This window comes from Devosia marina, from assembly GCF_009758415.1.
Lineage (GTDB): Bacteria > Pseudomonadota > Alphaproteobacteria > Rhizobiales > Devosiaceae > Devosia > Devosia marina.
This window is the reverse complement of record NZ_WQRF01000002.1, coordinates 260024-283863: the sequence shown is the minus strand read 5'-3', so window position 1 is coordinate 283863 and position 23840 is coordinate 260024. Positions and strand designations below refer to the sequence as shown.

Sequence of the window (23840 nt, the reverse complement as noted above, 5' to 3'; positions counted from 1 at the left end):
TCGGTAGCCCTCATCCTGAGGTGCCCCGAAGCGGCCTCGAAAGGCGAGGGCGACCGTCACCGCCCTTCCCCCTCCGCGCATTTTGCACTAAGGGGACGCCATCTTGCCCTTGGAGTGTCCCGTGACCCTCTACGCCATTCTCAGATCCGATACCGGTGCCCTGCCCCAGGCGGTGCCCGAAAAGTTCTCCTGGTTCGCCGCGCTGTTGCCGCCGGTGCATGCGCTGGCCCATCGGCTCTGGGGACAGCTTGTGCTGTTTGTGCTGGCGATCATGGCGCTGGTTTTCGCCGCCCCCTATATCGGCGCCGATGCGGTGATCTGGCTCTATATCCTGCTGGCCATCGCCTGCGGCTTTGCGGCACCGTGCGCGCGGCAGCGGGCGCTGAAGCGGCGCGGCCATGCTGCTGCCGGCTATCGCTATGCCACAGATGCCGATCTGGCGCGCCTCGCCAGCCTGGAGACCACCCCATGAGCATCGTGGCCATTATCGACTACGGGGCGGGCAATCTGCATTCGGCCGCCAAGGCCTTTGAGCGTGTGGCCGCCGAACGGGGCCAGGGCGATGTCATCACGGTCACCTCCAATCCCGAAATCGTGCGGACCGCAGATCGCATCATGCTGCCCGGCGTCGGCGCCTTTGCCGATTGCAGGGCCGGGCTCGATGCCGTCACCGGCATGGTCGAGGTGCTTGAAGAGCGCGTGATCAAGGGCGGCGTGCCGTTTCTTGGCGTCTGTGTCGGCATGCAATTGCTGGCCAGCGAAGGCCGGGAAAAGACCGTGACCCAAGGACTGGGCTGGATCCCCGGCGCGGTGCAGAAAATCACGCCCGCCGACCCGACCCTGAAAATCCCGCATATGGGCTGGAACACCATCACGGCGACGCGCCCGCATGCGCTGCTCGATGGGATCGAAACGGGCCCCAATGGGCTGCACGCCTATTTCGTCCATTCCTATCATCTGAAAACCGACCGCGCCGAAACACTGGTCGCCACCACCGACTATGGTGGGGCGCTGACCGCCTGCGTCGGCCGTGACAATATTTTCGGTACCCAGTTCCACCCGGAAAAAAGCCAGGCGCTGGGTTTGAAACTGATCGAGAATTTCCTGGGGTGGACACCATGATCCTGTTTCCTGCCATCGATCTCAAGGACGGCCAGTGCGTGCGCCTCAAGCTTGGCGACATGGATCAGGCCACTGTCTTCAATGACGATCCGGCGGCCCAGGCCAAGAGCTTTGAGGACCAGGGCTTTGAATATCTGCACGTCGTGGATCTCAACGGCGCCTTTGCCGGACAGAGCGTCAATGGCGCGGCGGTCGAGGCGATCCTCAAGACCGTCAAATTCCCGGTGCAACTTGGCGGTGGCATCCGCAATCTTGGGCATATCGAAGCCTGGCTCGACAAGGGCCTCAGCCGCGTCATTCTCGGCACGGTCGCGGTGCGCGATCCGGCGCTGGTCAAGGAGGCCGCACAGAAATGGCCCGGCCAGGTCGCCGTCGGCATCGATGCGCGCCAGGGCATGGTGGCCGTCGAGGGCTGGGCCGAGACGTCCGAGCTCTCGGTGATCGAGCTGGCCAGGCGCTTCGAGGGCGCTGGCGTCGCCGCCATCATCTATACCGATATCGACCGCGATGGTGTCTTGGCCGGCATCAATTGGGATGCGACGCTGGAGCTGGCGCGGGCGACTTCGATCCCGGTCATCGCCTCGGGCGGTCTTGCCTCGATGGACGATATCGAGCGCATGACGCATCCCGATTACCAGGCGCTCGAAGGCGCCATTTCCGGGCGGGCGCTCTATGACGGGCGGATTGATTCACGTGAAGCATTGGCGAAGCTGAGGGCCGCGTGAGCACGAAACAGCCGGCAAACTTCCCCTGGCGGGTCTACTGGCTGCTGTTTGGTGTGATCGTTCTGTTTGCACTGGCTCCGATTCTGTCGGCCCTGTTTTCGGGCTTGCTGGCCGAGGTCAATGGCTGCACGCTGACGGAACACGATATGCATCCCTGCGTGGTTGGGGATATGGAGTTCGGCGGGATTATCAGCTTCTTCTTTGTTCTGAGCCTTTTTGCCCTGGCCACCCTGCCGCTGGGCGGCGGTGCGCTGATCGTCTGGCTGGCCACACTCATCATCCATCGCATCGCCTGGAGGCGGATGCAGAAGGCGAAAACCCAATGAGTCTCAAAACCCGGATCATCCCCTGCCTGGACGTGGCCGGCGGCCGCGTGGTCAAAGGCGTCAATTTTGTCGATCTGATCGATGCCGGCGATCCGGTGGAAGCTGCCATGGCCTATGACGCCGCCGGCGCCGATGAACTGACCTTCCTCGACATCACCGCCAGCCATGAGGGCCGCGACACGATCTTTGACGTGGTGGCGCGCACGGCAGAGCATTGCTTCATGCCGGTGACGGTCGGGGGCGGCGTCCGGAGCATCGAGGATATCCGCAAGCTCCTCTTGGCCGGGGCCGACAAGGTGGCGATCAATTCGGCCGCCGTGAACGACCCCGATTTCATCGCGCGGGCTGCCGACAAGTTCGGCAATCAGTGCATTGTTGTTTCGGTCGATGCCAAGCAGCGTCTGGGCCAGCGGGTAGGCGGCGACAATCGCAGCGGGTGGGAAATCTATACTCATGGCGGACGCAAGCCGACCGGTATCGACGCGGTGGAATTTGCTGCAAAAATGGTGGAGCGCGGCGCCGGCGAACTGATGGTCACCTCGATGGACCGGGACGGCACCAAATCCGGTTTTGATCTCGAGCTGACCCGCTCGATTGCCGATCAGGTGGAAGCACCGGTGATCGCCTCGGGCGGAGTCGGCACGCTGCAGCACCTGGTCGATGGTGTAACGCAAGGTCATGCCAGCGCGGTTTTGGCCGCTTCGATCTTCCACTTCGGCACCTTCACCATCCCTGAGGCCAAGCGCTACATGGCCGAGCATGGCATCGCGATGCGGCTCGACAGCGCGGCTTAAGTTCAATTGCAGGCGGCTCGATTTCCGCCAATGGTCCGCACTGAGGAGACCAGCCCGACATGACCCTTGAAGACCTTGAAGCGCGCATTGCCGAGCGCGCCGCTGCCTCGCCGGAAGAAAGCTACACCGCCAAGCTGATTGCCCGTGGTATCAACAAGGCCGCCCAGAAACTGGGCGAGGAAGCCACTGAGGCGGTGATTGCCGCGGTGACCCATGATCGCGCCGAGCTGGTCAAGGAAAGCGCCGACCTGCTCTATCATCTGCTGGTGGTGCTCAAGGTCGAAGGCGTACCGCTGTCCGAAGTGATGGCCGAGCTCGACAGCCGCACCGCCCAGTCGGGTCTGGCCGAAAAAGCCGCCCGCAAGGACAATGCCTGATGGCCAAGCGTCTCCCGGGGCTCGACCCTTACCGCAGCTTCACCAAGGACCAGTGGAGCGATCTGCGCAACGGCCAACCGATGACGCTGAATGCCGACGATATTGATCGGCTGCGTGCGCTGACTGACCCGATCTCGCTGGCCGAGGCCGAGGAGATCTATCTGCCGCTCTCGCGCCTGCTCGCCTATTATGTCGAGGCAATCCAGGGCCTGCACGATGTCTCCTCGCGCTTTCTCAACACGCCGGGTGACAAGGTGCCCTTCATCATCGGCGTGGCCGGCTCGGTGGCGGTAGGCAAATCGACCACCTCGCGCATTCTGCGCGCTCTGCTTAGCCGCTGGCCATCAAGCCCCAAGGTCGATCTGGTGACCACAGACGGGTTCTTGTATCCCAACAAGGTGCTTGAAGAGCGCGGGCTGATGCAGCGCAAGGGCTTTCCGGAAAGCTATGACAGGGCCCGCTTCGTCAATTTCCTGGGCGACATCAAATCGGGCAAGGCCAAGGTTTCGGTGCCGGTCTATTCGCACCTGGTCTATGACGTGGTGCCCGGCGAAGAGGTGATCATCGAGCGCCCCGATATTCTGATTGTCGAGGGGCTCAACATTCTCCAGCCCGGTGAATTGCCGCGCGACGGCAAACCGATCCTGTTTGCTTCCGACTTCATCGATTTCTCGATCTATATCGACGCCGATGTAAACGATCTGCGCGACTGGTACCTCACCCGCTTCTTCCGCCTGCGTGAAACTGCCTTCCGCGATCCGACCTCGTTTTTCCGCAAGTTCTCGGAAATGAGCGAGGAGGAGGCGGGCGCCTTCGGTCGCAATGTCTGGGAAACAATCAACCTGCCCAACCTGCTCGAAAACGTGCTGCCCACCCGCGGGCGCGCCGACCTGATCCTCAAAAAGGGCAAGGACCACCGGGTCGAGGAAGTGAAGCTGAAACGGCTTTGAGCCTTCAGCGCGCGCGACCTGACACCTCCCCCTTGACGGGGGAGGATGGGTGGGGGTGCCTCTAGTGCATCGTGCACTTTGGCCCCCTCCCTAGCTCCGCTACCCTCCCCGCAAGGGGGAGGGTACGCGTCGCGGTTTTGTTGGGCCCTAATACGTGCCCTGCTGGGGCTGGCTGAGGATGATCAGGTTCCCATCCGGATCGCGCAGCTTAGCGGTCTTGAAGAAATCCCCGATCGCCTTGGCCACCGGCTTGATACCGTGCAGTTCGAGCCGCGCCAGCTCGTCAGCGATGTCATCGACGATCAGCATGCAGACGCTGGCGCCAGCCCGATCCTCATCGGTCATCACATGCACCCAGCCGCCGCCGGGCAGTTTCCATTCGGCCACATCGACCATGGTGCGCGCATCGGCCGGACGGCCGAACAGATATTCATACCAGACCAGGGAATGCCCGAGATCTTCGACAGCAATTCCGGCCAGCACATTGGTGAGGCTCATGGACAGGTCCACTTTCTCTTCTTGCTTTTACCGAATCCTAGCACAGGCAGATGGTTCCGGGCATCCCGGTTGGCGGGGCGGCAACGCGCTGCTATAGGGCAAGGCAATTACAGGGAGTTCATGGCATGACCAGATTGCGCATTATCGTGGCCGGAGCCGGTGGGCGCATGGGCGTTGCCAATATTGCCGCCATCGCCGCCCATGACGGGGTGGAGCTGGTCGGCGCGCTGGACCGGTCCGGCTCGGCCGCCATCGGCAAGGATGCTGGGACGCTGGCCGGCCTCGACGCATTGGGCGTGCCGGTCAGCGATGATGCCACGGCGCTTCTGGACCAGGCTGATGCCATTATTGATTTTACCGCGCCGGCTGCCAGCGTGGCGCTGGCCCGGCAGGCCGCAGCAAAAGGGCTGATTCACATCATTGGCACAACGGGCTGCACCGAAGACGATGACGACGCTATTGCTGACGCTGGCGCAGCGGGCGCGCGGATCGTCAAGTCCGGAAATTTTTCTCCCGGCATGGTGGCGCTGACCGTGCTGGTCGAAAAGGCCGCAAGGGCGCTGGCCGACTATGATGTCGAAGTGCTCGAAATGCACCACAACAGAAAAGTCGATGCACCCTCGGGCACCGCCTTGATGCTGGGCGAGGCCGCAGCGCGGGGCCGCAATATCAGTTTGAAGGACAATTCCGTGCGGGTGCGCGATGGCCATACCGGACCGCGTGAAGCGGGCACGATCGGCTTTGCCACGCTGCGCGGCGGCAATGTCATTGGCGATCACATGGTGATCCTGGCCGGACAGTCCGAGCGCATCGAACTTAACCACCGGGCGCAGGACCGCACCATCTATGCCAATGGCGCGGTGAAGGCGGCGCTCTGGGCTGCCGGGCAGCAGCCGGGGCTGTATTCCATGGCCGACGTGCTCGGCCTTGCCGACTGAATTTTTTGCGCCCTGGTGACAGGGCCTCCCACGAAACACAGATCCAAGGGACCAAAAGACATGAGCGGAACACTGATCCTGGTGCGTCATGGCCAGAGCGAATGGAACCTCAAGAACCTCTTTACTGGCTGGCGCAATCCGGGCCTGACCGAAAAGGGGATCGAGGAAGCCCGCGCGACCGGCAAGGGCCTAAAAGCGGCCGGCATCGAACCGGATTTTTACTACACCTCCGCCCTGCGCCGCGCCCAGCACACGCTGGACCTGATGCTTGAAGAGATGGACATCCAGAACGTCACCATCATCCGCAATATTGCGCTCAACGAGCGTGACTATGGCGATCTGGCGGGCCTGAACAAGGACGATGCACGCGAAAAATGGGGCGAGGAGCAGGTCCACATCTGGCGCCGCTCGTTCGACGTACCCCCGCCGGGTGGTGAATCGCTCAAGGATACCGCGGCGCGCACCCTGCCCTATTACGAGGCCGAAATCCTGCCGCTGCTCAAATCGGGCAAAACCGTGCTGGTGGCCGCCCATGGCAATTCCTTGCGTGCGTTGGTGATGGCCATTGAGGGGCTGACCCCGGACGAAATTCTGGCCCGCGAAATCGGCACTGGCGAACCGACGATCTACAAGATCGGACCGGACGGCAAGCTGGTGGAGCGGGTAACGCTTTAGGCGTTGTGCCCCCGCCCGGTGTCGCCCGCATCTCGGGGTTCGATGTAGAGCTTCTGGGTCAATGTGCGGCTGACAGCAAACAGGGGTGTGGCCAGGGCCACGCCCATCGGACCGAACAGTACCCCCATCACAGCCATGATGGTCAGGGACCAGGCCGGCGGCAATTCGATGATGCGCTGCTGCAGCAGCGGTGTGATGACATAGCCCTCGATATTCTGGATCAGCAGCAGACCCAGTGCACCGATCCAGAGTGTTGTCATGTCCTGACCGGCCAGGGTTAATAGCACTGGCACAGCGGAAATGACCGGCCCGAGATAGGGTATGAAATTGAGAAAGCCGGCCAGCAGGCCGAGCAACAGGGCATCGGGCGAGCCCAGCAGCGTCAGCAGCGTGAAGACCAGGCACCCGATCAGGATCATCACTGCCAGTTGGGTGACCAGCCAGCCCCGCAGCGTTTGCCCGGTGTGGTCGAAGGCGTCTTTCCAGCGCTGGCGATGTTTTGCCGGTATCAAGACCAGCACGCCATCGCGGTAGCCCGCCGGGTTGATCGCAAAGAACAGGCCGAGAAAGCCGATAATCACGATATTGCCGAGTACGCCCAGGGTCAGCCCAAAAATGGACCCGGCCTGGCTGAACAGGTCCGCAGGGTTGGGCAGAAGGTCCTGCATGATTGAATTGCCCTCGCTCGAGAGCTGGTCGCCCAGATCCTCGCCGAAACGCTCATAGAGCTCGGTGGCCTGTTTGCTGATCATCGACCAGAGCTCGTCAAAGCCCTGCCACAGGCTGAACCCGCCCCAGGACAGGCCAGCCGCGATCAGGCCGGCGATCAGCAGCGTCACCACGACGACGATCAGGGCGCGGGGCAGCAGGACGATTTTGTCAAGCGGCCGGACGGCGGCATCGAGCAAGGCGGCCACAAGCATGCCGGCAAAGACCAGCAGCAGGATGGCGGATAGCTGCCAGGCGACCATCAGCGAGACAATGGCAATAATGCCGATCAGAATGGCGCGGGTGATATCCGTCATGCTGGCCTTGCCTTGTGAACAAAGAGGCAAAGCCTGACCGTGCCGGAAGTTCCCCGGTTTCTCGATTCACGTGAAACTTCGAGCCGTCCCGTCAGGGCAAATCTCCCCGGTGGGGAGATTTGAGGCGAGAAGGCCATGAGAGCTGTGCTCGAATGGCAGGGCCGAAGGCCATGAGAGCTGTGCTCGAATGGCAGGGCCGAAGGCCATGAGAGCTGTGCTCGAATGGCAGGGCCGAAGGCCATGAGAGCTGTGCTCGAATGGCAGGGCCGAAGGCCATGAGAGCTGTCTGTGCTCGAATGGCTTGGGCGCGCGCGATGATACCCGATGGTATGCGCAGCAGTGCCAGTGGCGACAGGCGGCTAATGCGCCGCCGAGATCACGCCGGCTTCCCAGCCCAGGATCGCCCGCTTGCGCGGCACGCCCCAGTGATAGCCGGTCAGTGCGCCTGAACTGCCCACCACGCGGTGGCAGGGCACGACGAAGCTGATCGGGTTCTTGCCCACTGCCGCCCCGACCGCGCGTGAGGCGGTGGGCCGCCCGATAGTCCGCGCGACATCCGAATAGGTTGTCGCCTGGCCGCAGGGAATCTTGAGCAGCGTTTCCCAGACCTTCACCTCGAAATCGGTGCCGATCAGCACGACGCGCACCGGCTGGTCAGGTGACCAGCGCGCGGGTTCGAAAATGCCGGCGACCAGTGGGGCGATGCGCTTGTCGTCGCGCTGGAAGCGCGCTCTGGGCCAACGATTGGCCAAGTCGGCAAAGGCAGCGTCGACGCTGGTTTGCGCATCGGCAAAGCCCAGCCCGGAAATGCCGTAATCGGTGGCGGTGACCACGGCCAAGCCGAAGGGTGACGGAGCCACGCCCCAGAACATGTCGATGCCGGCGCCGCCCGCGCGGAACACGCCGGGCGGCATGGCCTCATAGGTGACGAACAGATCATGCAGGCGCGAGGTCGAGGACAGACCCACCTCATAGGTTGCGTCAAGTACGCTAGCCTTGTCGCGCAGCAGGCTCTTGGCATGATCGAGCGCCACGGCCTGGGCAAAGCTCTTGGGAGAAAGGCCGCACCAGCGCCGGAACAGATCGGTCAATTGCCGCTCGGTAAGCCCCAGCGCGCGGGCGAAACGACCAAGGTCCGTGGTATCAGGACCGTTTTTGCTCAGATAGCGGATGGCGGCGCGGATGGTGTCGTAATCGCTGTCCGGCGTCAGCGTCAGATGCTGGTTCATGTCCGGGTCTTTCACTGGAAAACTCCGGATGGTCGTAGCGCCTGGCGAGGGACAGAGCGACCCGGATTTGACGGCATCGGGGCCGTGTCAGCGGGCGCGGCGGGCCTTGCGCAAGGCTGCGCCGAAGGCTTTGGCAAAACTCGACTTGTCGGCGGTGGAGAGAAAAGGCCCGAGCGCGATTTCACGATCCGCGGCGCGCAGATAGATGCCGGTGGTGCGCTCGAAGCTGTCGCGTTCTAGCCGCAAACGCACCTCTGTCGGGTCGAAGCGCTCAAGCGTCTTTTCCACGCCTGGCCGGGTTGTGGCGATTTCGATCTGGTCGGCCCAGAGCGTCACCTGCTGGCTGATCCGGCGTTGCCGCGCCTGCCGCACGCTCATGGCCGCCAGACCCGCGGTGCCGATGGCAAAGGCCGACAGGCCCGGTACGAGAAACTCGGGCAGGGCGAGCAGAAACGGCGCCGCCACAATGGCCGCCAGCACCAGGGCCAGCCAGCCACCAGCCATGCGTAGCGACCGGTCCGGTCGCAGGGTTGCCGCAAACAGTGGGGTGGTCGTGGTGACTTGCATCGCAGTTCCTCTTGGCCGAAATACTGGCAGAGAAATGAGGCCGAGAGAATGGCGACTGCCAAAAAAGTGAAGAAACTGGGCCGGGCCGATGCCGAGGCGATTTTCGCCCGTTTCCACCAGATCGAACCCGAACCCAAGGGCGAACTTGACTATGTCAACGCCTTCACCCTCTTGGTGGCGGTGGTGCTTTCGGCCCAGGCCACCGATGTGGGGGTCAACAAGGCCACCAAGCGCCTGTTCGAGCTGGCCCCCACGCCGGCTGCCATGGTGGCGCTGGGGATCGAGCAAATCACCGAATTGATCAAGACGATCGGGCTCTACCGCGGCAAGGCCAAGAATGTCTTCGCCCTCAGCCAGATCCTGATCGAAAAACATGGTGGCGAGGTGCCGCCGGACCGCGCCGCGCTCGAGGCCTTGCCCGGAGTCGGACGCAAGACCGCCAATGTGGTGCTCAATATCTATTTCAAGCAGCCCACTATTGCGGTCGACACGCATCTATTCCGGGTCAGCAATCGCACCGGTCTGGCGCCAGGCAAGACCCCGCTCGATGTCGAGACGGTCCTGACCAAACAAGTGCCAGAGCGCTTCATGCTGCACGCGCATCACTGGCTGATCCTGCATGGCCGCTATATCTGCAAGGCCAGAAAGCCCGAATGCTGGCGCTGCCCGATTGCTGACTGGTGCCGGTTTGAGCCCAAGACCCCGCTGCCCATGGGGCGATAGGCCCCACACCCGCCCCTGCGGGTGGCCTTCTCCCCCAGAGGGAGAGGTGCAAAGGGTCACCCCCCATAGCCCCGGGCCATGGCGGCGGCAAAGATCGGGATCAGCAACAGCACGCCGGCCTGCAAATGGATGAAGCGCCGATTTGCCGAAATCTCGCTGGCCGGCGGGGCATAATCGGCCTGCTCGGCGCCCGCCCTGGCCCAGCGGCGAAACGCCATGGTCGGCGGAATCGTCAGCAGACCCATAACGAGAAAGGCTGTCATCTTGCCCCAGAAGGCCTGATTGCCGATGTAATATTCATAGCCCACCGCGCCGAAGATGACGCGGATAATGCCCACGATTATGACGATGCCGGCGACCGCGCCATAGGCCGCATCGATGCGGGTCAACTGCTTGAGGCGCGGCCCCGAAAGGCCGGGGCGCACCAGCGCGAATTCGGCAGCAAACAAGGCCACCAGGATGAAGACGGCCAGATGGTGGGTCGAGGCCAGGATCAGGTCGAGCATTTGCGCTTTGCCCCAATGTATGTAATCAGTGCATACATATCTGCTTTACTATGTGATCAATGTCAACATCATCGAACAGTCCCTATCATCACGGCAATCTGCGCCAGGCCCTGCTTGAGGCGGCGCTGGTCATTCTCGAACAGCAGGGCGAGGCCGGGCTGGGCCTGCGCGATCTGGCGCGGGCGGTGGGGGTCTCTCCGGCGGCGCCCTATCGGCATTTCGACAGCCGCGCGGCGCTGCTCGAAGCCCTGGCTGTAACCGGCTTCCAGCGCTTTGCCGCGCGTATGGAGGCGGTGGCCGCGAGCCAGCCGGATGACCCCATGGCGGCGATGGGCAAGACCTATGTGGTCTTTGCACTGCAGAATGCGAATTTGTTCCGCCTGATGTTCTCGCCGCAACTGAAGAAGGATTCCCGCCCCGGCCTGCGCATGGCGGCCGATGCGGCCTTTGATACGCTGCGCCATCTGGTGGGGGGCGATCTCGACAAGAGCCGGATCCGGGCGCTGGCGGCCTGGGCCAAAGTGCATGGCCTGGCCGTATTGCTGCTCGACGGGCAGATCGCCATCCGCTCGGGCGAAGATACCGAGGCGCTGGTGGAAGAGATTATATCCTCGCTTTAGGACGGCGTCCGGCTGGTCGTCGCGGCGTGCGCCCGCCCCGGAGCACAGCGGCCAAAACAATTGCCCCGGCCGTCATCATGCTCTAAACCGGCCCACGGCCTTTTCCCCAACGCCGGACACGCCCGCACATGACCCAGACCCGCTTCGACGTGTTGACCATCGGTAATGCGATTGTCGACATCATCGCCCCGGTGGAACCCGGCTTCATCGAGCGCGAGGGCATGAAAGAGGGCATCATGCACCTGATCGATACCGATCGGGCCGAAGACCTCTATGCCAAGATGCCGCTGGGCCGCGAACAGATCTCGGGCGGTTCGGCCGCCAATACCGCCGCCGGCGTCGCCTCGCTGGGTGGCCGCGCTGCCTTTATCGGCAAGGTGGCCGATGATCCGCTGGGCGATGTGTTCGAAACCGATCTCACCGAAATCGGCGTGCATTACAACACCTCGCGCCTCAAGAACGGCGCGCTGACCGCCCGCTCGATGATTTTCGTGTCCGAAGATGGCGAGCGGACCATGAACACCTATCTCGGCGCCTGCCACGAACTGACCGAGCGCGATATCCATCCCGATGAAATCGGAGGTGCCGCCATCACTTATATGGAAGGGTTCCTGTGGGATCCGGTGGAAGCCAAGAAGGCCTTCGTGCTGGCCGCCCATTACGCCCACAAGAACGAACGCGCCGCCGCCTTTACCCTGTCGGACCCGTTCTGCGTCGACCGCTACCGTGCCGAGTTCCTCGATCTGATCCGCTCCAAGACCATCGACTATGTCTTTGCCAATGTGAATGAGATCAAATCGCTCTATCAGACCGATGATCTGGGCGAAGCGGTGCGCGAAATCGCCAAGGACGCCGAAGTCGCCGCCATCACCATGGGCGCCGAGGGCGCCATGGCCGTGTTCAACGGCGAAGTGGTTTCGGTCCCTGCCTTCCCGGTCGACAAGGTGGTGGACGCCACCGGCGCCGGGGATCTGTTTGCCTCGGGGTTCCTGCTCGGCCTGGCGCGCGGCCAGACCATGGATGCAGCGCTCAAGACCGGGTGTCTCGCTGCCTCCGAAGTCATCACCCATATCGGCGCCCGCCCCCAGCTCGATCTCGAAGAGCTGAGCCAGAAGCACGGTTTGGCGGGGTGACGACCGTTTGCGTTGGCGAGCACAATTGCATCGATGGGAAGCACAACGAGTCGAAAAGCTCGGTCTAGAACCCCATTGGCAGCCGACGCCCTTCCCGCTTGAACTGATCTAAGCCACGCTCACCCGCTTCCCCCCCATCTCCGCCAGGATTGCCTTCGCCGCTGCGGCCGGGTCGGGTGCAGCGATGATCGGGCGGGCGACGACGAGGTGGCTGGCGCCGGCGCTGAGGGCGTCGCCGGGGGTCGTGGCGCGTTTCTGATCGCCCAGATCAGCGCCGGCGGGTCGGATGCCGGGGGTGACGATGGCCATGGTCTTCCCCACAATGGTGCGGACCATTTCGGCCTCATGGGCGGAGGCGACCACGCCGCCAATGCCGGCTTCGCGGGCCTGCTGGGCGCGCAGGGCGACAAGCCCGGCCGCATCGCGGGCATAGCCGGCGTCCTTGACATCCACGTCGTCCATAGAGGTGAGGACGGTGACGCCGAGCACGCAAAGGCCTGAGCCCTCGGCGCCCTTCTGGGCGGCGCGCATGGCTTTGGGATAGGCATGGACGGTCAGCATGGTGGCGCCGGTCTCGGCAATGGCCGCCACGCCCTTTTCGACCGTATTGTCGATATCGAGCAGTTTGAGATCGAAGAACACCTTCTTGCCGGCCGCGAGCAGAGCCTTGCCCAGATTGAAGCCATCGGCGCCATAAAAGCACTGATAGCCGATCTTGTAGAAATCGACGCTGTCGCCCAGCAGCGAAACGATTTCTTCGGCGCGTGCGCGAGACGAAACGTCGAGGCCCACGATCAACTGGCCAGCCATGATTCCCATCCTTTCGCTGATTTGTTCTCCGCTCGCATAGCCCGCCCCCGAGCGCAAGCATTTCCTTCGATACTATGCTGGCATAATGACCTTGCGGCGCAGTGCTATGACATCATATCAAGCCGCTTTCTGCTCATGTTTTCCGGATTTCCTCATGCAGCAACAGGCATTGGCGGCCATGGTGGCCTGGATGCGGCTCGACAGCGCGCTCAAGGCTTTTGAAGCCGCGCTCAAGCGCGACCACAAGATCACCACGCTGCAATTGGCGGTGCTGCATATCGTGTCCGAACGCCCCCATATTCCGCTTGCCGCCTTGCGCAAGGCGCTCCTGGCGCATCCGGCAACGCTGGGCCAGGCGATTGACGATCTACGCCGCAAGGGCCTGTGCCAGGTGCGCACCAATCCCGAGGACCGGCGGGCCCGCAATGTATCTTTGAGCGCAGCGGGGGCCGCGCTGGTGGCCGCCGTGCCGATGGCCGGCCCGATGCGGCTGCGCGATGTCGTGGGAGAGAACGAGCGGCTCGACCGGCTGACCCCGGCGCTCAACGATGCGCTGGAGCTGTTCGGGCTGGAGGACTGGACGGGGCGGTAGAGTTCATCACGCAAACCAGTCCGGCGTGACTTCTTCCATCGGTGTCCAGTCGGTCAGCAGCTGTTTGGCGGCGAGGTCGAAGACAAAACCATTGCCACCGCCGGGCGCGCCGATATGGCCCTGATCCTCCTCCCGCGAAATCCGGCGATTGCCCAGCCTGCACTTGAGCAGGGTACCAACGGCGCCATGGCCGCAGAACACCGCCACCCCATTGGCGGGCACCGATGCGCAGGCGGTGCGGATGGTTGAGACGATCCGCGCCTGCGCATCGATGGCGCGCTCCCAGCCCTCAATGCTCTGCTGGGGAAAGGCGAAGAAACGGTCTGCCGTTTCCTCGAACAGCGCCGGTGGCAGAAAGCCGGTGGCGGAGCGGTCATTCTCGCCCATCTGGTGATCGGCCAGCACCGGGGTTCCGGCCGCCGCTGCGATCAGCTCGGCCATTTGCAGCGCCTTGGTTTCACGGCTCGAAAAGATGATCGCGCCGTCGGGCACCACGCCGCGCGTCACAAAGGCCTCGGTGCGCGCCCGACCCAGATCCGACAGGCCCCAGAGCGGCACCGGGATGGCCGCATCGATCCGGACCTGAGGGTGGGTGAGGTAGAGCGCGCGCAATTCTATCCCCGGCTGAAATGGGTCAATTCGGTGACCATCTGGTCGACCTTGCGGTTGATCGCCGGTTCCAGCGGATCGCCGTTCTCGTCGAATGCCGCTTCTGCCGGACCGATGCCGAGCAGGGTCGGCACGATCAGCGTGCCGACCTTGGTGAGGCTGTCACGCAGGTGGCTCAAGGACCATATGGTACCATACTTTCCTGAAGAGACACCGCCAATGCCGAAGACGGCATGGCGAAAGACGCTCGGCTTCTGGCGTGAGAGCCAGGTCACGGTGTTGACCAGGAGCGGCGGCACCCCGCCATTATATTCGGGTGTGGCGATAAAGACGATGTCGTGGCTGCGCCACATCTCGGCCAGTTTGACGGCGGTCTCCGGCACATGGTCGGGTTCAAGGTCTTCATTGAAGATCGGCATGTCGAAATCTTTGAGGCTGATTTCGGTCACCGCAACCCCGGCCTGGGTAAGCTTGCGGCCCATATGCTGTTGCAGAATGCGGTTATAGGACCCCTTGCGGATCGACCCCGACAGGGTAAGTGCCGTCTTCATATTGCCTCCGGAATAATCAAGAATGTCGAAAGTGACGTGACCGGTTCGTTGGTGCAAGTGAATTGGCGGGGGCATGTGCTCCTGTCTGTCCGACACAATGTTCCAGGGAGAAACCCGATGACCACCTCGATCTTCATCAACGTGCCCGTGCGCGATCTGGCTGCCGCCATGGCCTATTACAAGGCGCTGGGTTTTGAGCACAATCCGCAGTTCACCGATGAAACGGCGGCCTCCATCGTCATCAGCGACACCATCTATGTGATGCTTCTCACCCATGAGAAGTTCGAGAGCTTTTCCAAACAGCCCGTTCCCGACGCAACAAGCCAGATCGGCGCTCTCTATGCCCTCTCGCGCGATAGCCGCGAAGAGGTGGACGCCATTGCCGAGGCCGGGCTCAAGGCCGGCGGCACCGAACAGCGCGATCCGGATGATTACGGCTTCATGTATTCGCGCGCCATTGCCGATATCGACGGCCACATATGGGAATATGTCTGGATGGACATGACCAAGTTCCCGTCCGAATAATCGTCCAGAGCCTACGGGTGCGGCCGCGATGGGTCGCCCCGGCCCCGCCAGTCGAAGAGGACAATCGCCATGGCCAAGACGATGACCATCACCCATCTCAGCCACGACATCGCGCAGAAAAAGAGCTTTGTGTCCTTTGTCTGGGACGACGATCCATCCAAGCGGCTGGGTCTGGAAGTGCCCTACGGCACGGCGCTGGAGGATATCGAGGCGGCGGCAGAAACCGCCATTGCCGATCTTGTCGGCGAGCTGCAGGCCGCCGAGCGCCGCCTGCCCTAACCCAGCCGCAACAACCGCCGAAGCAGCCGCCAATATTGCTCGCGCTGGTAGCGATAATAATGCGCGTTGGTCATCAGGTGCCGATAGGTCTGCTTGAAGGCCACGCGCGCCCAGGGCCACCAGGGGCGGCTGTCGGATGAATAATGCAGGATGTGCGGGTCGAACACTTCATGCGCCGGCTCGGGATTCTGCATGTTCCAGCGTGGGTCAAGCTCGAGGAACTGCCCTTTAAGGACGTAATTGAGAATGTCCTGATCGTAGTAGAACTGCTCAAGTTCGGCTGCCGGAAGCCCCTTGAGGCCGGCGATGAAGTCGACCGCTGCATAGCGCTCGAGATCAATCAGCATCACCCCGGCATTATAATAGGGCTCGGCCATGGAAAGACTCGACCGGGCCGAAAGGTCGCGCCCGGCAACGCAATGCATGCGGTCCGGCTGCAACACGGCGGCAATCACCTTGCCCTGCATATCGATGGCGAAAAGCTTTTCGATCGGATTGCGGACAAAGGTGTCAGCGTCGATATAGAGCGCCCGTTTCGTCCCGGCCGGCAGCAATTCACTGAGGAACAGGCGCACATAGACGATCGGATTGAGCCGCTTCATGCGAATGCGCGGGAAGGCGGCAATCCGGGCGCCCAGAATGTCGCTTTGCTGGAGATCGGTCAGATGCAGCGCGGCGCCATAGTCATCGGCAATGGATTGGATGATCGCCAGATTGTCCGACTTGAGCCCGGTGTGAAAGACATGGAAACGCAGCGCGGTGGGGTCGGTGCTGGTCAGGCAAAGCGATCGCATGGTCGCATAGGCCGGGCCCCAGAAATTGTCGTCAAAGGTCAGGACAATGTCATGCACGGCTTGGTCCCCCAGACCTGTGACGGATGCGCGCGGACCGGCGGGCCATCAGGTGCGCGGCGATTTCGTGCCGTGCGAGCATAGCTCTTCGAGCCTTGAGCCGGGAAATCGCGCCACTGGCGCGATTTGGCCGCGCAGCGGTCGGGCTCAAGCCTCAAACATTTTCTTGAGCTTGTCGAAGAAACCGTCCGATGTCGGGCTGGTTTCGCCGGTTTCGAGCCGGGCAAATTCCTCGAGCAGTTCGCGCTGCTTGCGGCTCAGATTTTGCGGTGTCTCGATGTCGAGCTGCACATAGAGATCGCCGACATCCTTGCTCCGCAGCACCGGCATGCCCTTGCCCTTGAGGCGGACACGCTGGCCCGGCTGGGTGCCGGCCGGCACTTTCACCTTGGCGCGGGCATTGTCCAGCGTGGGCACCTCGAACTCGCCACCCAAAGCGGCGGTGGTCATCGAGATGGGCACGCGCGCATACAGATCGGCGCCATCGCGCTGGAACAATTGGTGCGGCTTGATCGAGACGAAAATGTAAAGATCGCCCGGCGGACCGCCGCGTACCCCGGCTTCGCCCTCATTGGCCAAGCGGATGCGGGTGCCGTCCTCGATGCCCTGGGGCACGTCGACGCTGAGCTTGCGATTTTGCTGCCGCCGGCCCTGGCCACCGCAATCGGTGCAGGGTTGATCCATCATCTGGCCGCGGCCCTGGCAGACCGGGCAAGTGCGCTCGATAGTGAAGAAGCCCTGGGCGGCGCGCACCTTGCCATGGCCATTGCACTGCCGGCAGGTATGGGTGCCGGTACCCGGCTTGGCCCCTGCCCCGTCGCAGGTTTCGCAGGTGGCCAGGGTCGGCACGTCGATCTCGACGGTGCGCCCTTCAAAGCTCTCTTCGAGCGTGATTTCGAGATTGTAGCGCAGATCCGAGCCGCGCATGCGCGCCGCGCCGCCACCGCCCCGCCGGCCGGCACCACCGCCCATGAAATCGCCGAAGATGTCTTCGAAGATGTCGGACATGGAGGAGGCGAATTCCGGCCCGAAGCCCGGACCACCACGCGGCCCGCCGCCATTTTCAAAGGCGGCATGGCCAAACCGGTCATAGGCCGCGCGCTTTTGCGGATCCTTGAGGGTGTCGTAGGCCTCGTTGATTTCCTTGAACTTGTGCTCGGCGTCTTCATTGCCCGGATTGCGGTCGGGGTGAAACTGCATGGCGAGCTTGCGATAGGCGCTCTTGAGAGCGCCATCATCGGCACCCTTCTGGCAGCCAAGCACCTCATAGAAATCGCGTTTGGCCAAGTTGAACTCTCTTTGTCGGTCGCGCCGGTCTGGTCGTCGCGCTGGATTGCAATGAAGAAAGGCCGGCTAGGCCGGCGCTCAAACCCGCATATGGGCAGGCGTGCGCCTCTTAGCAAGGGGAACGGGATGGATCAACCGCACTGGATTCACGTGAAACTTTGAGGCGTGCCCAAACGGCGAATTCGGCCGGCGGACCGAACTTGGCCGACAAGGAAGGCCATGGAGCCAGCGAGCGAATGATATCAGAACAAAACAGCCCCGGTGTCTCCACCGGGGCTTTGAACTATTCGTTCAGTGCAAGCTTACGCCGACTTCTTGTCGTCGTCGCCGTCCTTGACCTCTTCGAAGTCGGCGTCGACCACGTCGTCATCGCCATCATCATCGGTGCCATTGGCCTTGGCTTCGGCTTCGGCCTGGCTGGCCTTGTACATGGCCTCGCCCAGCTTCATCGAGGCTTCCGCCAGGGTTGCGGTCTTTTCCTTGATGGCTTCGGCATCGTCGCCTTCCAGCACCGATTTGAGATCGGCAATGGCGGTCTCGATGGCGGCCTTGTCCTCGGCGGAAACCTTGTCGCCATAATCGGCCAACGACTTTTCGGTCGAGTGGACCAGCGATTCGCCCTGGTTCTTGGCTTCCACGGCCTCGCGCTTCTTCTTGTCCGCCTCGGCATTGGCCTCGGCGTCCTTGACCATCTGCTCGATATCGGCGTCCGAAAGACCACCCGAGGCCTGGATGCGGATCTGCTGTTCCTTGCCGGTGCCCTTGTCCTTGGCCGACACATTGACGATGCCGTTGGCGTCGATGTCGAAGGTCACCTCGATCTGCGGCACGCCACGGGGTGCGGGCGGAATGCCGGCCAGGTCGAAATTACCCAACAGCTTGTTGTCGGCCGCCATTTCACGCTCGCCCTGGAAGACGCGGATGGTCACCGCGTTCTGATTGTCCTCGGCGGTCGAGAAGGTCTGGCTCTTCTTGGTCGGGATGGTGGTGTTGCGGTCGATCAGGCGGGTGAACACGCCACCCAGGGTTTCAATGCCCAGCGAGAGCGGGGTCACGTCGAGCAGCAGCACGTCCTTGACATCGCCCTGCAGCACGCCGCCCTGAATGGCGGCGCCCAGCGCCACCACTTCGTCCGGGTTCACGCCCTTGTGCGGCTCCTTGCCGAACAGCTGCTTGACCGCTTCCTGCACCTTGGGCATGCGGCTCATGCCGCCCACCAGCACAACCTCGTCGATCTGGCTGGCCGAAACACCAGCATCCTTCATGGCCTGCTTGCACGGCTCGATGGTGCGGGTGATCAGGTCTTCCACCAGCGATTCGAGCTTGGAGCGGCTGAGCTTGAGGGTCAGGTGCTTCGGGCCCGAGGAGTCGGCGGTGATGAAGGGCAGGTTGATTTCGGTCTGGGTTGAGCTCGAGAGTTCGATCTTGGCCTTTTCGGCAGCTTCCTTGAGACGCTGCAAGGCGAGCTTGTCGCTGCGCAGGTCGATACCCTGCTCCTTCTTGAACTCGTCGGCCAGATAGTCGACCAGACGCATGTCGAAGTCTTCACCACCCAGGAAGGTGTCGCCATTGGTGGACTTCACCTCGAACACGCCGTCGCCGATCTCGAGGATAGAGACGTCGAAGGTACCGCCGCCAAGGTCATAGACCGCGATGGTGCCCGAGTTCTTCTTGTCCAGACCATAGGCCAGCGCCGCCGCGGTCGGTTCGTTGATGATGCGCAGCACTTCAAGGCCGGCGATCTTGCCAGCGTCCTTGGTCGCCTGGCGCTGGCTGTCGTTGAAATAGGCCGGAACGGTGATGACAGCCTGCGTGACGGTCTCACCGAGATAGCTCTCGGCGGTTTCTTTCATCTTCTGCAGCACCATGGCGGAAATCTGCGAGGGCGAGTACTTGTCGCCCGAGGCTTCCACCCACGCGTCGCCATTGTCGGCCTTGATGATCTTGTAGGGAACCAGACCCTTGTCCTTCTCGACGGTCTTGTCCTCATAGCGGCGGCCGATCAGGCGCTTGACGGCAAACAGGGTATTTTCCGGATTGGTGACGGCCTGGCGCTTGGCCGGCTGGCCGACGAGACGCTCGCCATCCTTGGAAAAGGCGACCATGGACGGGGTGGTCCGGGCGCCCTCAGCGTTCTCGATCACCTTGGGGTTGGTGCCGTCCATGACGGCAACGCAGCTATTGGTGGTACCCAGGTCGATACCGATGACTTTAGCCATTACTCTGCCTCTTTCTCAGCGAACCCGCGATTAAAGCCCTCTCAAGGAAAGCAGCTTCCTGGCCCGATGGGCCGGGGTCCCTCATAGGTTGTGAAGTCGCCCCTTGCGGGGCCTCGGGGCGTATATAGGGGGGTGTCATGAACGCTTCAAGCGCGCGTATTGGGGAATTTCCCGCTTCCCCGATAATGCACCGGCCTGCATTGGATGATTCCCCCAGGCGAACAAACAGCCTATGAGCGCAACATGATGACGCCCGGCACCCTCTTGCTGCATGACAATCTGAGCTCTGATGGCCAGAACCTGCTGTTCAGTGCCCCGCGCGAGGTGCTGGTCGCCCATTCAGCCGCGGAAGCCAGGGCCGCCCTGACACGGATCGCCGAGGCCGGCCGGGACGGGCTGTGGGCCGCCGGCTACCTGGCCTATGAACTGGGCTATATTTTCGAGGAGCGGCTGGAGGCGTTGCTCCCCGCGTGCAGCAAGACCCCGCTGCTCTGGTTCGGACTCTACGAAGGACCACAGCGGCCCGGAGCCGACCAGGTGCGGCAGCTTCTGGCCGAGGCGCCCGATGGCCGGGCCATCTCGGTCCGCCCCGTTCCCAGCTTTGCGGACTATGAAAAAGCCTTCGAGCGGGTCAAGGCGCTGATTGCCGCCGGCGACAGCTACCAGGTCAATTTGACCTTCAAGGCCCGCTTCACGCTTGAGGGGCATGCGCTGGGCCTCTATCGCCGCCTGGCGCAGAGCCAGCAGACCGCTTTTGGCGCCTATCTCGATGCCGGGGATCACCAGGTGCTGTCCCGCTCGCCCGAGCTTTTTGTTTCCTTGGTTGCCGATGAGCTCAGCGCCCGGCCGATGAAGGGCACGCGCCGGCGCGGGCGAACCCTTGCCGAAGACGCGGCCGGTCGGGCCGCCCTGGCCGCCGATGAAAAAAACCGCGCGGAAAACCTGATGATCGTTGACCTGCTGCGCAACGATCTGGGGCGCATTGCCCGAACCGGCTCGGTTGAGGTGACGGACCTCTTTACCGTGGAGACCTATCGCAGCCTCCACACCATGACCTCGGGGATAAAGGCGCAAATGCGCCCGGGTGTGGGCTTCTTCGAGGTGCTGGAAAATCTCTTTCCCTGCGGTTCGATCACCGGCGCGCCCAAATTGCGGGCCATGGAAATCATCCATGAGCTCGAACAGGCCCCGCGTGGGCTTTATACCGGCTCTATCGGTTATCTCGCCCCGACCGGCGATTTTGCCTTCAACGTGGCGATCCGCACCGCGGTGATCGACAGCCAGGGCCGCGGCGAAATTGGCATTGGCGGCGGTATTGTCGCTGATTCGGCGGCGCGCGATGAATATGAGGAGGCACTGCTCAAATTGACTTTCCTGTCCGACCCCGCCCCGCCGGTCACGCTGATCGAAACCTTCAAATGGACGCCGGACCAAGGCTATGAGCTGTTGGAGCGGCATCTTGATCGCCTGATGGCGTCGGCGACCTATTTCAACCTGATGGCGACGCGCGAGGATGCCCTGGCCTGCCTGGCAGCGCATGCGCTGGACTGGACCGGACCCATGCGGGTGCGGTTGACCCTGTCCGACGACGGTTTCGACCTCGGCGCCATGCCCCTGCCGCCAATCCCGGACAAATTCCGCTTCACCATTGCCAAAGAGGCGTTGGAGTCTGCGAGTATCTGGCTGGCGCACAAGACCACCAATCGTGCCTTTTATGATGTGCCGCGCCAGCGGGCGCATGAGGCGCATGGCTTGGATGAGCTGGTGTTCACCAATGAACGCGGAGAAGTGACCGAAGGCTCGTTCACCAATGTCTTCGTCGAGCGCGAGGGTGGACTCTTCACCCCGCCGCTGAGCTCTGGCGTGCTGCCCGGCACGCTGCGCGCCGAGCTGCTCGCCACCGGCAAGGCAGAAGAGCGCGTGCTTGGGCTTGCCGATTTGCGCGCCGCCGATGCAATCTGGCTGGGCAATTCGGTGCGCGGGCTGGTCCGGGCCGAATGGATAGAGCTGGAGAACCCCGACGCATGACCATCGCCGTTACACCCCAGGACGTGCTCGTCGTTGTCGATGTGCAATATGATTTCCTGCCTGGCGGAAGCCTGGCGGTGGCGGGAGGCGATGAAATCGTGCCGCTGGTCAACAAGCTGGCGACCCGGTTCCGCAATGTCGTGTTCACCCAGGACTGGCACCCGGCCGACCATATTTCCTTTGCCAGCCAGCATGAAGGCAAGGCGCCCTTCGAGACGATCGAGCTCGACTATGGCACCCAGGTGCTCTGGCCAGACCATTGTGTGTGGCAGACCAGGGGGGCCGAGCTGAGCCGGGATCTCAATATCCCCCATGCCCAGCTCATCATCCGCAAGGGCTATAACAAGGCGATCGACAGCTATTCCGGTTTCCAGGAGGCGGACCGGGAAACGCTGACCGGTCTGGCCGGCTATCTCAGCGAACGCGATGTAGGACGGTTGTTCGTGGTCGGACTGGCGACGGATTTCTGCGTCGCCTGGACGGCGCTGGACGGCGCCGCCGGGGGCTTTGACGTCACCGTCATCGAAGACGCCACCCGCGCCATCGATGCCAATGGGTCTCTGGAACAGGCCTGGGCCGATATGGAAGCGGCAGGGGTCAGCCGCATCCCGAGCCGGGACATTCTTGGCTAGAGCTTCGCCCCATCCACGGTGCGCGTCGCCCCACCCGCATTGATCTGCCTGATCACCAGCGCATAATCGCTCCGCCCATTGGCGTGAAGCCGGAACAATCCGTCGCGGCCCGCAAAACCGGCGGGGTTGGTGAGCAGGCTTGATTCGTAAGGCGGGGTGGCCAGCGAAAGGGTGTTCACATTGGCCAGGATGGTGGCGGTATAGACAATGGTCGCCATTTGCGGCGGATTGGTCCCAAAACGAGCTGCATAATCGGCGCGAATGGCATTGAGCCCGGCCTCGTCCACAGCCGGAAAGATCGCCCCGGCCAGTGCCGGATTGCCCAGCAAGGCGGGATCATTGGCCCAATCGGCCGAGCCGACCAATTGCACCGTTTCAGTGGTGGCGCCAGCCTGTGCCAACAGGCTGGCAAAGGCTGGGGCGCTGGCCCGGTCGGGCATGACGAGCGCATCGATCGCTCCGCGTTCAACCAGCGGCTTGGCCTGGTCCATGATCTGCTGGGCTTCGCTGATAGCGGAGAAGGTATAGACCGCGCCGGGATTGAATCCGGCGGCGATGGCCTGTTGCCGGAAGGCCGTGGCCAGCGCCTCGCCATAGGGCGTTGCCGGGAAGATGCCCGCCGGCCCGCGCCGCCCCTGGTCGCGCAGATAGCGCACTGCGCGCTTCATTTCGGTCTCGGGCAATATGTTGAGCACATAGACGCCCGGCATCGCGACCGCGCTGTTATTGGCAAATCCGATCAGCGGAACATTGGCCGTCCGCGCCACCTGGCCGGCGGCGCTCACCTGTTCGGCCGTCACCGGCCCCAGGATCAGCTTGACGCCTTCGGCCACGGCGGCATTGGCGGCGCTGGTCGCCCCTGCCGCGCTGTCGCCAGTGTCGCGCAGCGAAATGGTGATGTTCTCCCCGATATTGGGATTGGCCTCGATAAACTGAATAGCGAGCTTTGCCGCATTGGCCAGCGCCGTGCCCAATTGGCTCAGCGCCGCATTGCCCGAGAGCGGAAGCAAGAGCGCGACATTGACGCGACCGCGCCCGAACTGTTCCTTTGGCGCACTGGCGATCGGGGGCAGGCCGCCAGTGTTGGCGCCATCACCCGCCCAGGGCAGCGAGAAGGAGCGCGACCCCCATTGCAGACCGCCCGGAGAACAGGCGGCCAGCGCCGAGGCGAGGCCTGCCATGACCGCCCGGCGGCTCCATCTTGCTCCCTTGTCCTCCATTTTCATCCGATGCCGCTGCAAATGCTCAC

Annotated in this window: 29 protein-coding genes; 17 read left to right on the top strand and 12 right to left on the bottom strand. The window is 62.9% G+C overall.

Features of this window, described 5'->3' with window-relative positions; all coding sequences use genetic code 11:
• Positions 1-121 precede the first annotated feature (121 nt).
• From GO014_RS09110 to coaA, 7 genes are read left to right on the top strand one after another with little or no spacing between them, the layout of a single operon-like run.
• Positions 122-472, top strand: a complete 351-nt coding sequence (locus GO014_RS09110) for a DUF2628 domain-containing protein (RefSeq protein WP_157290063.1) — start codon at positions 122-124, stop codon at positions 470-472.
• On the top strand, positions 469-1122 hold the full coding sequence (gene hisH, locus GO014_RS09105; RefSeq protein ID WP_157290062.1) for an imidazole glycerol phosphate synthase subunit HisH: 654 nt from the start codon (positions 469-471) through the stop codon (positions 1120-1122). The genes GO014_RS09110 and hisH overlap by 4 nt, the downstream gene beginning before the upstream one ends.
• Positions 1119-1847, top strand: coding sequence for a 1-(5-phosphoribosyl)-5-[(5-phosphoribosylamino)methylideneamino]imidazole-4-carboxamide isomerase (gene hisA, locus GO014_RS09100; protein ID WP_157290061.1), 729 nt, complete (start codon positions 1119-1121; stop codon positions 1845-1847). Before hisH ends, hisA begins: the two co-directional genes overlap by 4 nt.
• Positions 1844-2173, top strand: a complete 330-nt coding sequence (locus GO014_RS09095; RefSeq protein WP_157290060.1) for a hypothetical protein — start codon at positions 1844-1846, stop codon at positions 2171-2173. The genes hisA and GO014_RS09095 overlap by 4 nt, the downstream gene beginning before the upstream one ends.
• Complete coding sequence (hisF, locus tag GO014_RS09090) at positions 2170-2967, top strand: imidazole glycerol phosphate synthase subunit HisF (RefSeq protein WP_157290059.1); 798 nt, start codon at positions 2170-2172, stop codon at positions 2965-2967. Before GO014_RS09095 ends, hisF begins: the two co-directional genes overlap by 4 nt.
• A 59-nt stretch (positions 2968-3026) precedes the next feature.
• Complete coding sequence (locus GO014_RS09085; protein WP_157290058.1) at positions 3027-3344, top strand: phosphoribosyl-ATP diphosphatase; 318 nt, start codon at positions 3027-3029, stop codon at positions 3342-3344.
• Positions 3344-4294 carry a type I pantothenate kinase gene (gene coaA, locus GO014_RS09080; RefSeq protein WP_157290057.1) on the top strand — a complete coding sequence of 317 codons (951 nt, stop codon included), beginning with the start codon at positions 3344-3346 and terminating at the stop codon, positions 4292-4294. Before GO014_RS09085 ends, coaA begins: the two co-directional genes overlap by 1 nt.
• A 147-nt stretch (positions 4295-4441) precedes the next feature.
• On the opposite strand, the gene GO014_RS09075 is transcribed toward coaA, so the two are convergent.
• On the bottom strand, positions 4442-4792 hold the full coding sequence (locus GO014_RS09075; RefSeq protein WP_116587525.1) for a VOC family protein: 351 nt from the start codon (positions 4790-4792) through the stop codon (positions 4442-4444).
• Positions 4793-4917: 125 nt separating this feature from the next.
• On the opposite strand from GO014_RS09075, the gene dapB reads away from it, so the two are divergent.
• Complete coding sequence (dapB, locus tag GO014_RS09070) at positions 4918-5730, top strand: 4-hydroxy-tetrahydrodipicolinate reductase (protein WP_157290056.1); 813 nt, start codon at positions 4918-4920, stop codon at positions 5728-5730.
• A gap of 60 nt (positions 5731-5790) precedes the next feature.
• The gene (locus tag GO014_RS09065) at positions 5791-6405 is read left to right on the top strand and encodes a 2,3-bisphosphoglycerate-dependent phosphoglycerate mutase (RefSeq protein ID WP_157290055.1); all 615 of its coding nucleotides are present in this window, start codon (positions 5791-5793) and stop codon (positions 6403-6405) included.
• On the opposite strand, the gene GO014_RS09060 is transcribed toward GO014_RS09065, so the two are convergent.
• The 3 genes from GO014_RS09060 to GO014_RS09050 all read right to left on the bottom strand — a co-directional run bounded on the left by GO014_RS09060 (position 6402) and on the right by GO014_RS09050 (position 9226).
• The gene (locus GO014_RS09060) at positions 6402-7430 is read right to left on the bottom strand and encodes an AI-2E family transporter (protein WP_157290054.1); all 1029 of its coding nucleotides are present in this window, start codon (positions 7428-7430) and stop codon (positions 6402-6404) included. The two genes, GO014_RS09065 and GO014_RS09060, sit on opposite strands and share 4 nt — an antisense overlap.
• Positions 7431-7789: 359 nt before the next feature.
• Positions 7790-8659 (bottom strand): methylated-DNA--[protein]-cysteine S-methyltransferase, encoded by an 870-nt coding sequence (locus GO014_RS09055; RefSeq protein WP_157290053.1) that lies wholly within the window; start codon positions 8657-8659, stop codon positions 7790-7792.
• An 87-nt stretch (positions 8660-8746) separates the two neighbouring features.
• A complete protein-coding gene (locus GO014_RS09050; protein WP_157290052.1) occupies positions 8747-9226 on the bottom strand; it encodes a DUF2244 domain-containing protein in 480 nt (159 codons plus the stop codon).
• A 48-nt stretch (positions 9227-9274) separates the two neighbouring features.
• Between GO014_RS09050 and nth the strand changes: the two genes are divergently transcribed.
• On the top strand, positions 9275-9949 hold the full coding sequence (gene nth / locus GO014_RS09045) for an endonuclease III (protein ID WP_157290051.1): 675 nt from the start codon (positions 9275-9277) through the stop codon (positions 9947-9949).
• Positions 9950-10005: 56 nt separating this feature from the next.
• Here nth and GO014_RS09040 read toward each other — a convergent pair whose 3' ends face one another.
• Complete coding sequence (locus GO014_RS09040; protein WP_157290050.1) at positions 10006-10455, bottom strand: DUF2214 family protein; 450 nt, start codon at positions 10453-10455, stop codon at positions 10006-10008.
• A 59-nt stretch (positions 10456-10514) separates the two neighbouring features.
• On the opposite strand from GO014_RS09040, the gene GO014_RS09035 reads away from it, so the two are divergent.
• Together GO014_RS09035 and GO014_RS09030 are read left to right on the top strand one after the other, a co-directional pair.
• Complete coding sequence (locus tag GO014_RS09035; RefSeq protein WP_157290049.1) at positions 10515-11075, top strand: TetR/AcrR family transcriptional regulator; 561 nt, start codon at positions 10515-10517, stop codon at positions 11073-11075.
• Positions 11076-11203: 128 nt separating this feature from the next.
• A complete protein-coding gene (locus GO014_RS09030; protein ID WP_116587534.1) occupies positions 11204-12208 on the top strand; it encodes an adenosine kinase in 1005 nt (334 codons plus the stop codon).
• Positions 12209-12316: 108 nt separating this feature from the next.
• Here the strand turns inward: GO014_RS09030 and pyrF are convergent, their stop codons facing one another.
• On the bottom strand, positions 12317-13018 hold the full coding sequence (gene pyrF / locus GO014_RS09025; protein ID WP_157290048.1) for an orotidine-5'-phosphate decarboxylase: 702 nt from the start codon (positions 13016-13018) through the stop codon (positions 12317-12319).
• Between the two features lie 154 nt (positions 13019-13172).
• Here pyrF and GO014_RS09020 point away from each other — a divergent pair, with 154 nt between their 5' ends.
• On the top strand, positions 13173-13610 hold the full coding sequence (locus GO014_RS09020) for a MarR family transcriptional regulator (protein ID WP_157290047.1): 438 nt from the start codon (positions 13173-13175) through the stop codon (positions 13608-13610).
• A 6-nt stretch (positions 13611-13616) separates the two neighbouring features.
• Here GO014_RS09020 and GO014_RS09015 read toward each other — a convergent pair whose 3' ends face one another.
• Together GO014_RS09015 and GO014_RS09010 are read right to left on the bottom strand one after the other, a co-directional pair.
• Positions 13617-14222, bottom strand: a complete 606-nt coding sequence (locus GO014_RS09015; RefSeq protein ID WP_116587536.1) for a histidine phosphatase family protein — start codon at positions 14220-14222, stop codon at positions 13617-13619.
• Positions 14223-14224: 2 nt separating this feature from the next.
• The gene (locus GO014_RS09010; protein WP_157290046.1) at positions 14225-14770 is read right to left on the bottom strand and encodes an NADPH-dependent FMN reductase; all 546 of its coding nucleotides are present in this window, start codon (positions 14768-14770) and stop codon (positions 14225-14227) included.
• 117 nt (positions 14771-14887) lie between these two features.
• Here GO014_RS09010 and GO014_RS09005 point away from each other — a divergent pair, with 117 nt between their 5' ends.
• Positions 14888-15295, top strand: coding sequence for a VOC family protein (locus GO014_RS09005; protein WP_157290045.1), 408 nt, complete (start codon positions 14888-14890; stop codon positions 15293-15295).
• A gap of 69 nt (positions 15296-15364) precedes the next feature.
• Positions 15365-15574, top strand: a complete 210-nt coding sequence (locus GO014_RS09000) for a hypothetical protein (RefSeq protein ID WP_157290044.1) — start codon at positions 15365-15367, stop codon at positions 15572-15574.
• Here the strand turns inward: GO014_RS09000 and GO014_RS08995 are convergent.
• The 3 genes from GO014_RS08995 to dnaK form a co-directional block, all read right to left on the bottom strand.
• Positions 15571-16425: a glycosyltransferase gene (locus GO014_RS08995; RefSeq protein WP_157290043.1), complete on the bottom strand. Its 855-nt coding sequence runs from the start codon at positions 16423-16425 to the stop codon at positions 15571-15573. The genes GO014_RS09000 and GO014_RS08995 overlap by 4 nt on opposite strands.
• Positions 16426-16572: 147 nt before the next feature.
• Positions 16573-17712 (bottom strand): molecular chaperone DnaJ, encoded by a 1140-nt coding sequence (gene dnaJ, locus GO014_RS08990; RefSeq protein WP_157290042.1) that lies wholly within the window; start codon positions 17710-17712, stop codon positions 16573-16575.
• A 302-nt stretch (positions 17713-18014) separates the two neighbouring features.
• Complete coding sequence (gene dnaK / locus GO014_RS08985; protein WP_157290041.1) at positions 18015-19931, bottom strand: molecular chaperone DnaK; 1917 nt, start codon at positions 19929-19931, stop codon at positions 18015-18017.
• Between the two features lie 243 nt (positions 19932-20174).
• Between dnaK and pabB the strand changes: the two genes are divergently transcribed.
• Together pabB and pncA are read left to right on the top strand one after the other, a co-directional pair.
• On the top strand, positions 20175-21959 hold the full coding sequence (gene pabB / locus GO014_RS08980) for an aminodeoxychorismate synthase component I (RefSeq protein WP_179952948.1): 1785 nt from the start codon (positions 20175-20177) through the stop codon (positions 21957-21959).
• Entirely contained in the window at positions 21956-22591 is a 636-nt protein-coding gene (gene pncA / locus GO014_RS08975; RefSeq protein WP_157290039.1) for a bifunctional nicotinamidase/pyrazinamidase, read from the top strand. Before pabB ends, pncA begins: the two co-directional genes overlap by 4 nt.
• On the opposite strand, the gene GO014_RS08970 is transcribed toward pncA, so the two are convergent.
• On the bottom strand, positions 22588-23772 hold the full coding sequence (locus tag GO014_RS08970; RefSeq protein WP_157290038.1) for a penicillin-binding protein activator: 1185 nt from the start codon (positions 23770-23772) through the stop codon (positions 22588-22590). The two genes, pncA and GO014_RS08970, sit on opposite strands and share 4 nt — an antisense overlap.
• Positions 23773-23840: the final 68 nt, after the last annotated feature.

Bases quoted from the DNA above. Each gene is read 5' to 3' on its own strand.
- hisH (WP_157290062.1), top strand. From the start codon at position 469: ATGAGCATCGTGGCCATTATCGACTACGGGGCGGGCAATCTGCATTCG.
- dnaK (WP_157290041.1), bottom strand. From the start codon at position 19,931: ATGGCTAAAGTCATCGGTATCGACCTGGGTACCACCAATAGCTGCGTT.
- dapB (WP_157290056.1), top strand. From the start codon at position 4,918: ATGACCAGATTGCGCATTATCGTGGCCGGAGCCGGTGGGCGCATGGGC.
- hisF (WP_157290059.1), top strand. From the start codon at position 2,170: ATGAGTCTCAAAACCCGGATCATCCCCTGCCTGGACGTGGCCGGCGGC.
- GO014_RS09060 (WP_157290054.1), bottom strand. From the start codon at position 7,430: ATGACGGATATCACCCGCGCCATTCTGATCGGCATTATTGCCATTGTC.
- GO014_RS09030 (WP_116587534.1), top strand. From the start codon at position 11,204: ATGACCCAGACCCGCTTCGACGTGTTGACCATCGGTAATGCGATTGTC.
- GO014_RS09050 (WP_157290052.1), bottom strand. From the start codon at position 9,226: ATGCAAGTCACCACGACCACCCCACTGTTTGCGGCAACCCTGCGACCG.
- GO014_RS09055 (WP_157290053.1), bottom strand. From the start codon at position 8,659: ATGAACCAGCATCTGACGCTGACGCCGGACAGCGATTACGACACCATC.
- GO014_RS09085 (WP_157290058.1), top strand. From the start codon at position 3,027: ATGACCCTTGAAGACCTTGAAGCGCGCATTGCCGAGCGCGCCGCTGCC.
- GO014_RS09020 (WP_157290047.1), top strand. From the start codon at position 13,173: ATGCAGCAACAGGCATTGGCGGCCATGGTGGCCTGGATGCGGCTCGAC.
- GO014_RS09040 (WP_157290050.1), bottom strand. From the start codon at position 10,455: ATGCTCGACCTGATCCTGGCCTCGACCCACCATCTGGCCGTCTTCATC.
- hisA (WP_157290061.1), top strand. From the start codon at position 1,119: ATGATCCTGTTTCCTGCCATCGATCTCAAGGACGGCCAGTGCGTGCGC.
- pncA (WP_157290039.1), top strand. From the start codon at position 21,956: ATGACCATCGCCGTTACACCCCAGGACGTGCTCGTCGTTGTCGATGTG.
- pabB (WP_179952948.1), top strand. From the start codon at position 20,175: ATGATGACGCCCGGCACCCTCTTGCTGCATGACAATCTGAGCTCTGAT.
- nth (WP_157290051.1), top strand. From the start codon at position 9,275: ATGGCGACTGCCAAAAAAGTGAAGAAACTGGGCCGGGCCGATGCCGAG.
- GO014_RS09065 (WP_157290055.1), top strand. From the start codon at position 5,791: ATGAGCGGAACACTGATCCTGGTGCGTCATGGCCAGAGCGAATGGAAC.
- GO014_RS09000 (WP_157290044.1), top strand. From the start codon at position 15,365: ATGGCCAAGACGATGACCATCACCCATCTCAGCCACGACATCGCGCAG.
- GO014_RS09010 (WP_157290046.1), bottom strand. From the start codon at position 14,770: ATGAAGACGGCACTTACCCTGTCGGGGTCGATCCGCAAGGGGTCCTAT.
- GO014_RS09035 (WP_157290049.1), top strand. From the start codon at position 10,515: ATGTCAACATCATCGAACAGTCCCTATCATCACGGCAATCTGCGCCAG.
- GO014_RS08970 (WP_157290038.1), bottom strand. From the start codon at position 23,772: ATGGCAGGCCTCGCCTCGGCGCTGGCCGCCTGTTCTCCGGGCGGTCTG.
- coaA (WP_157290057.1), top strand. From the start codon at position 3,344: ATGGCCAAGCGTCTCCCGGGGCTCGACCCTTACCGCAGCTTCACCAAG.
- GO014_RS09075 (WP_116587525.1), bottom strand. From the start codon at position 4,792: ATGAGCCTCACCAATGTGCTGGCCGGAATTGCTGTCGAAGATCTCGGG.
- GO014_RS09005 (WP_157290045.1), top strand. From the start codon at position 14,888: ATGACCACCTCGATCTTCATCAACGTGCCCGTGCGCGATCTGGCTGCC.
- pyrF (WP_157290048.1), bottom strand. From the start codon at position 13,018: ATGGCTGGCCAGTTGATCGTGGGCCTCGACGTTTCGTCTCGCGCACGC.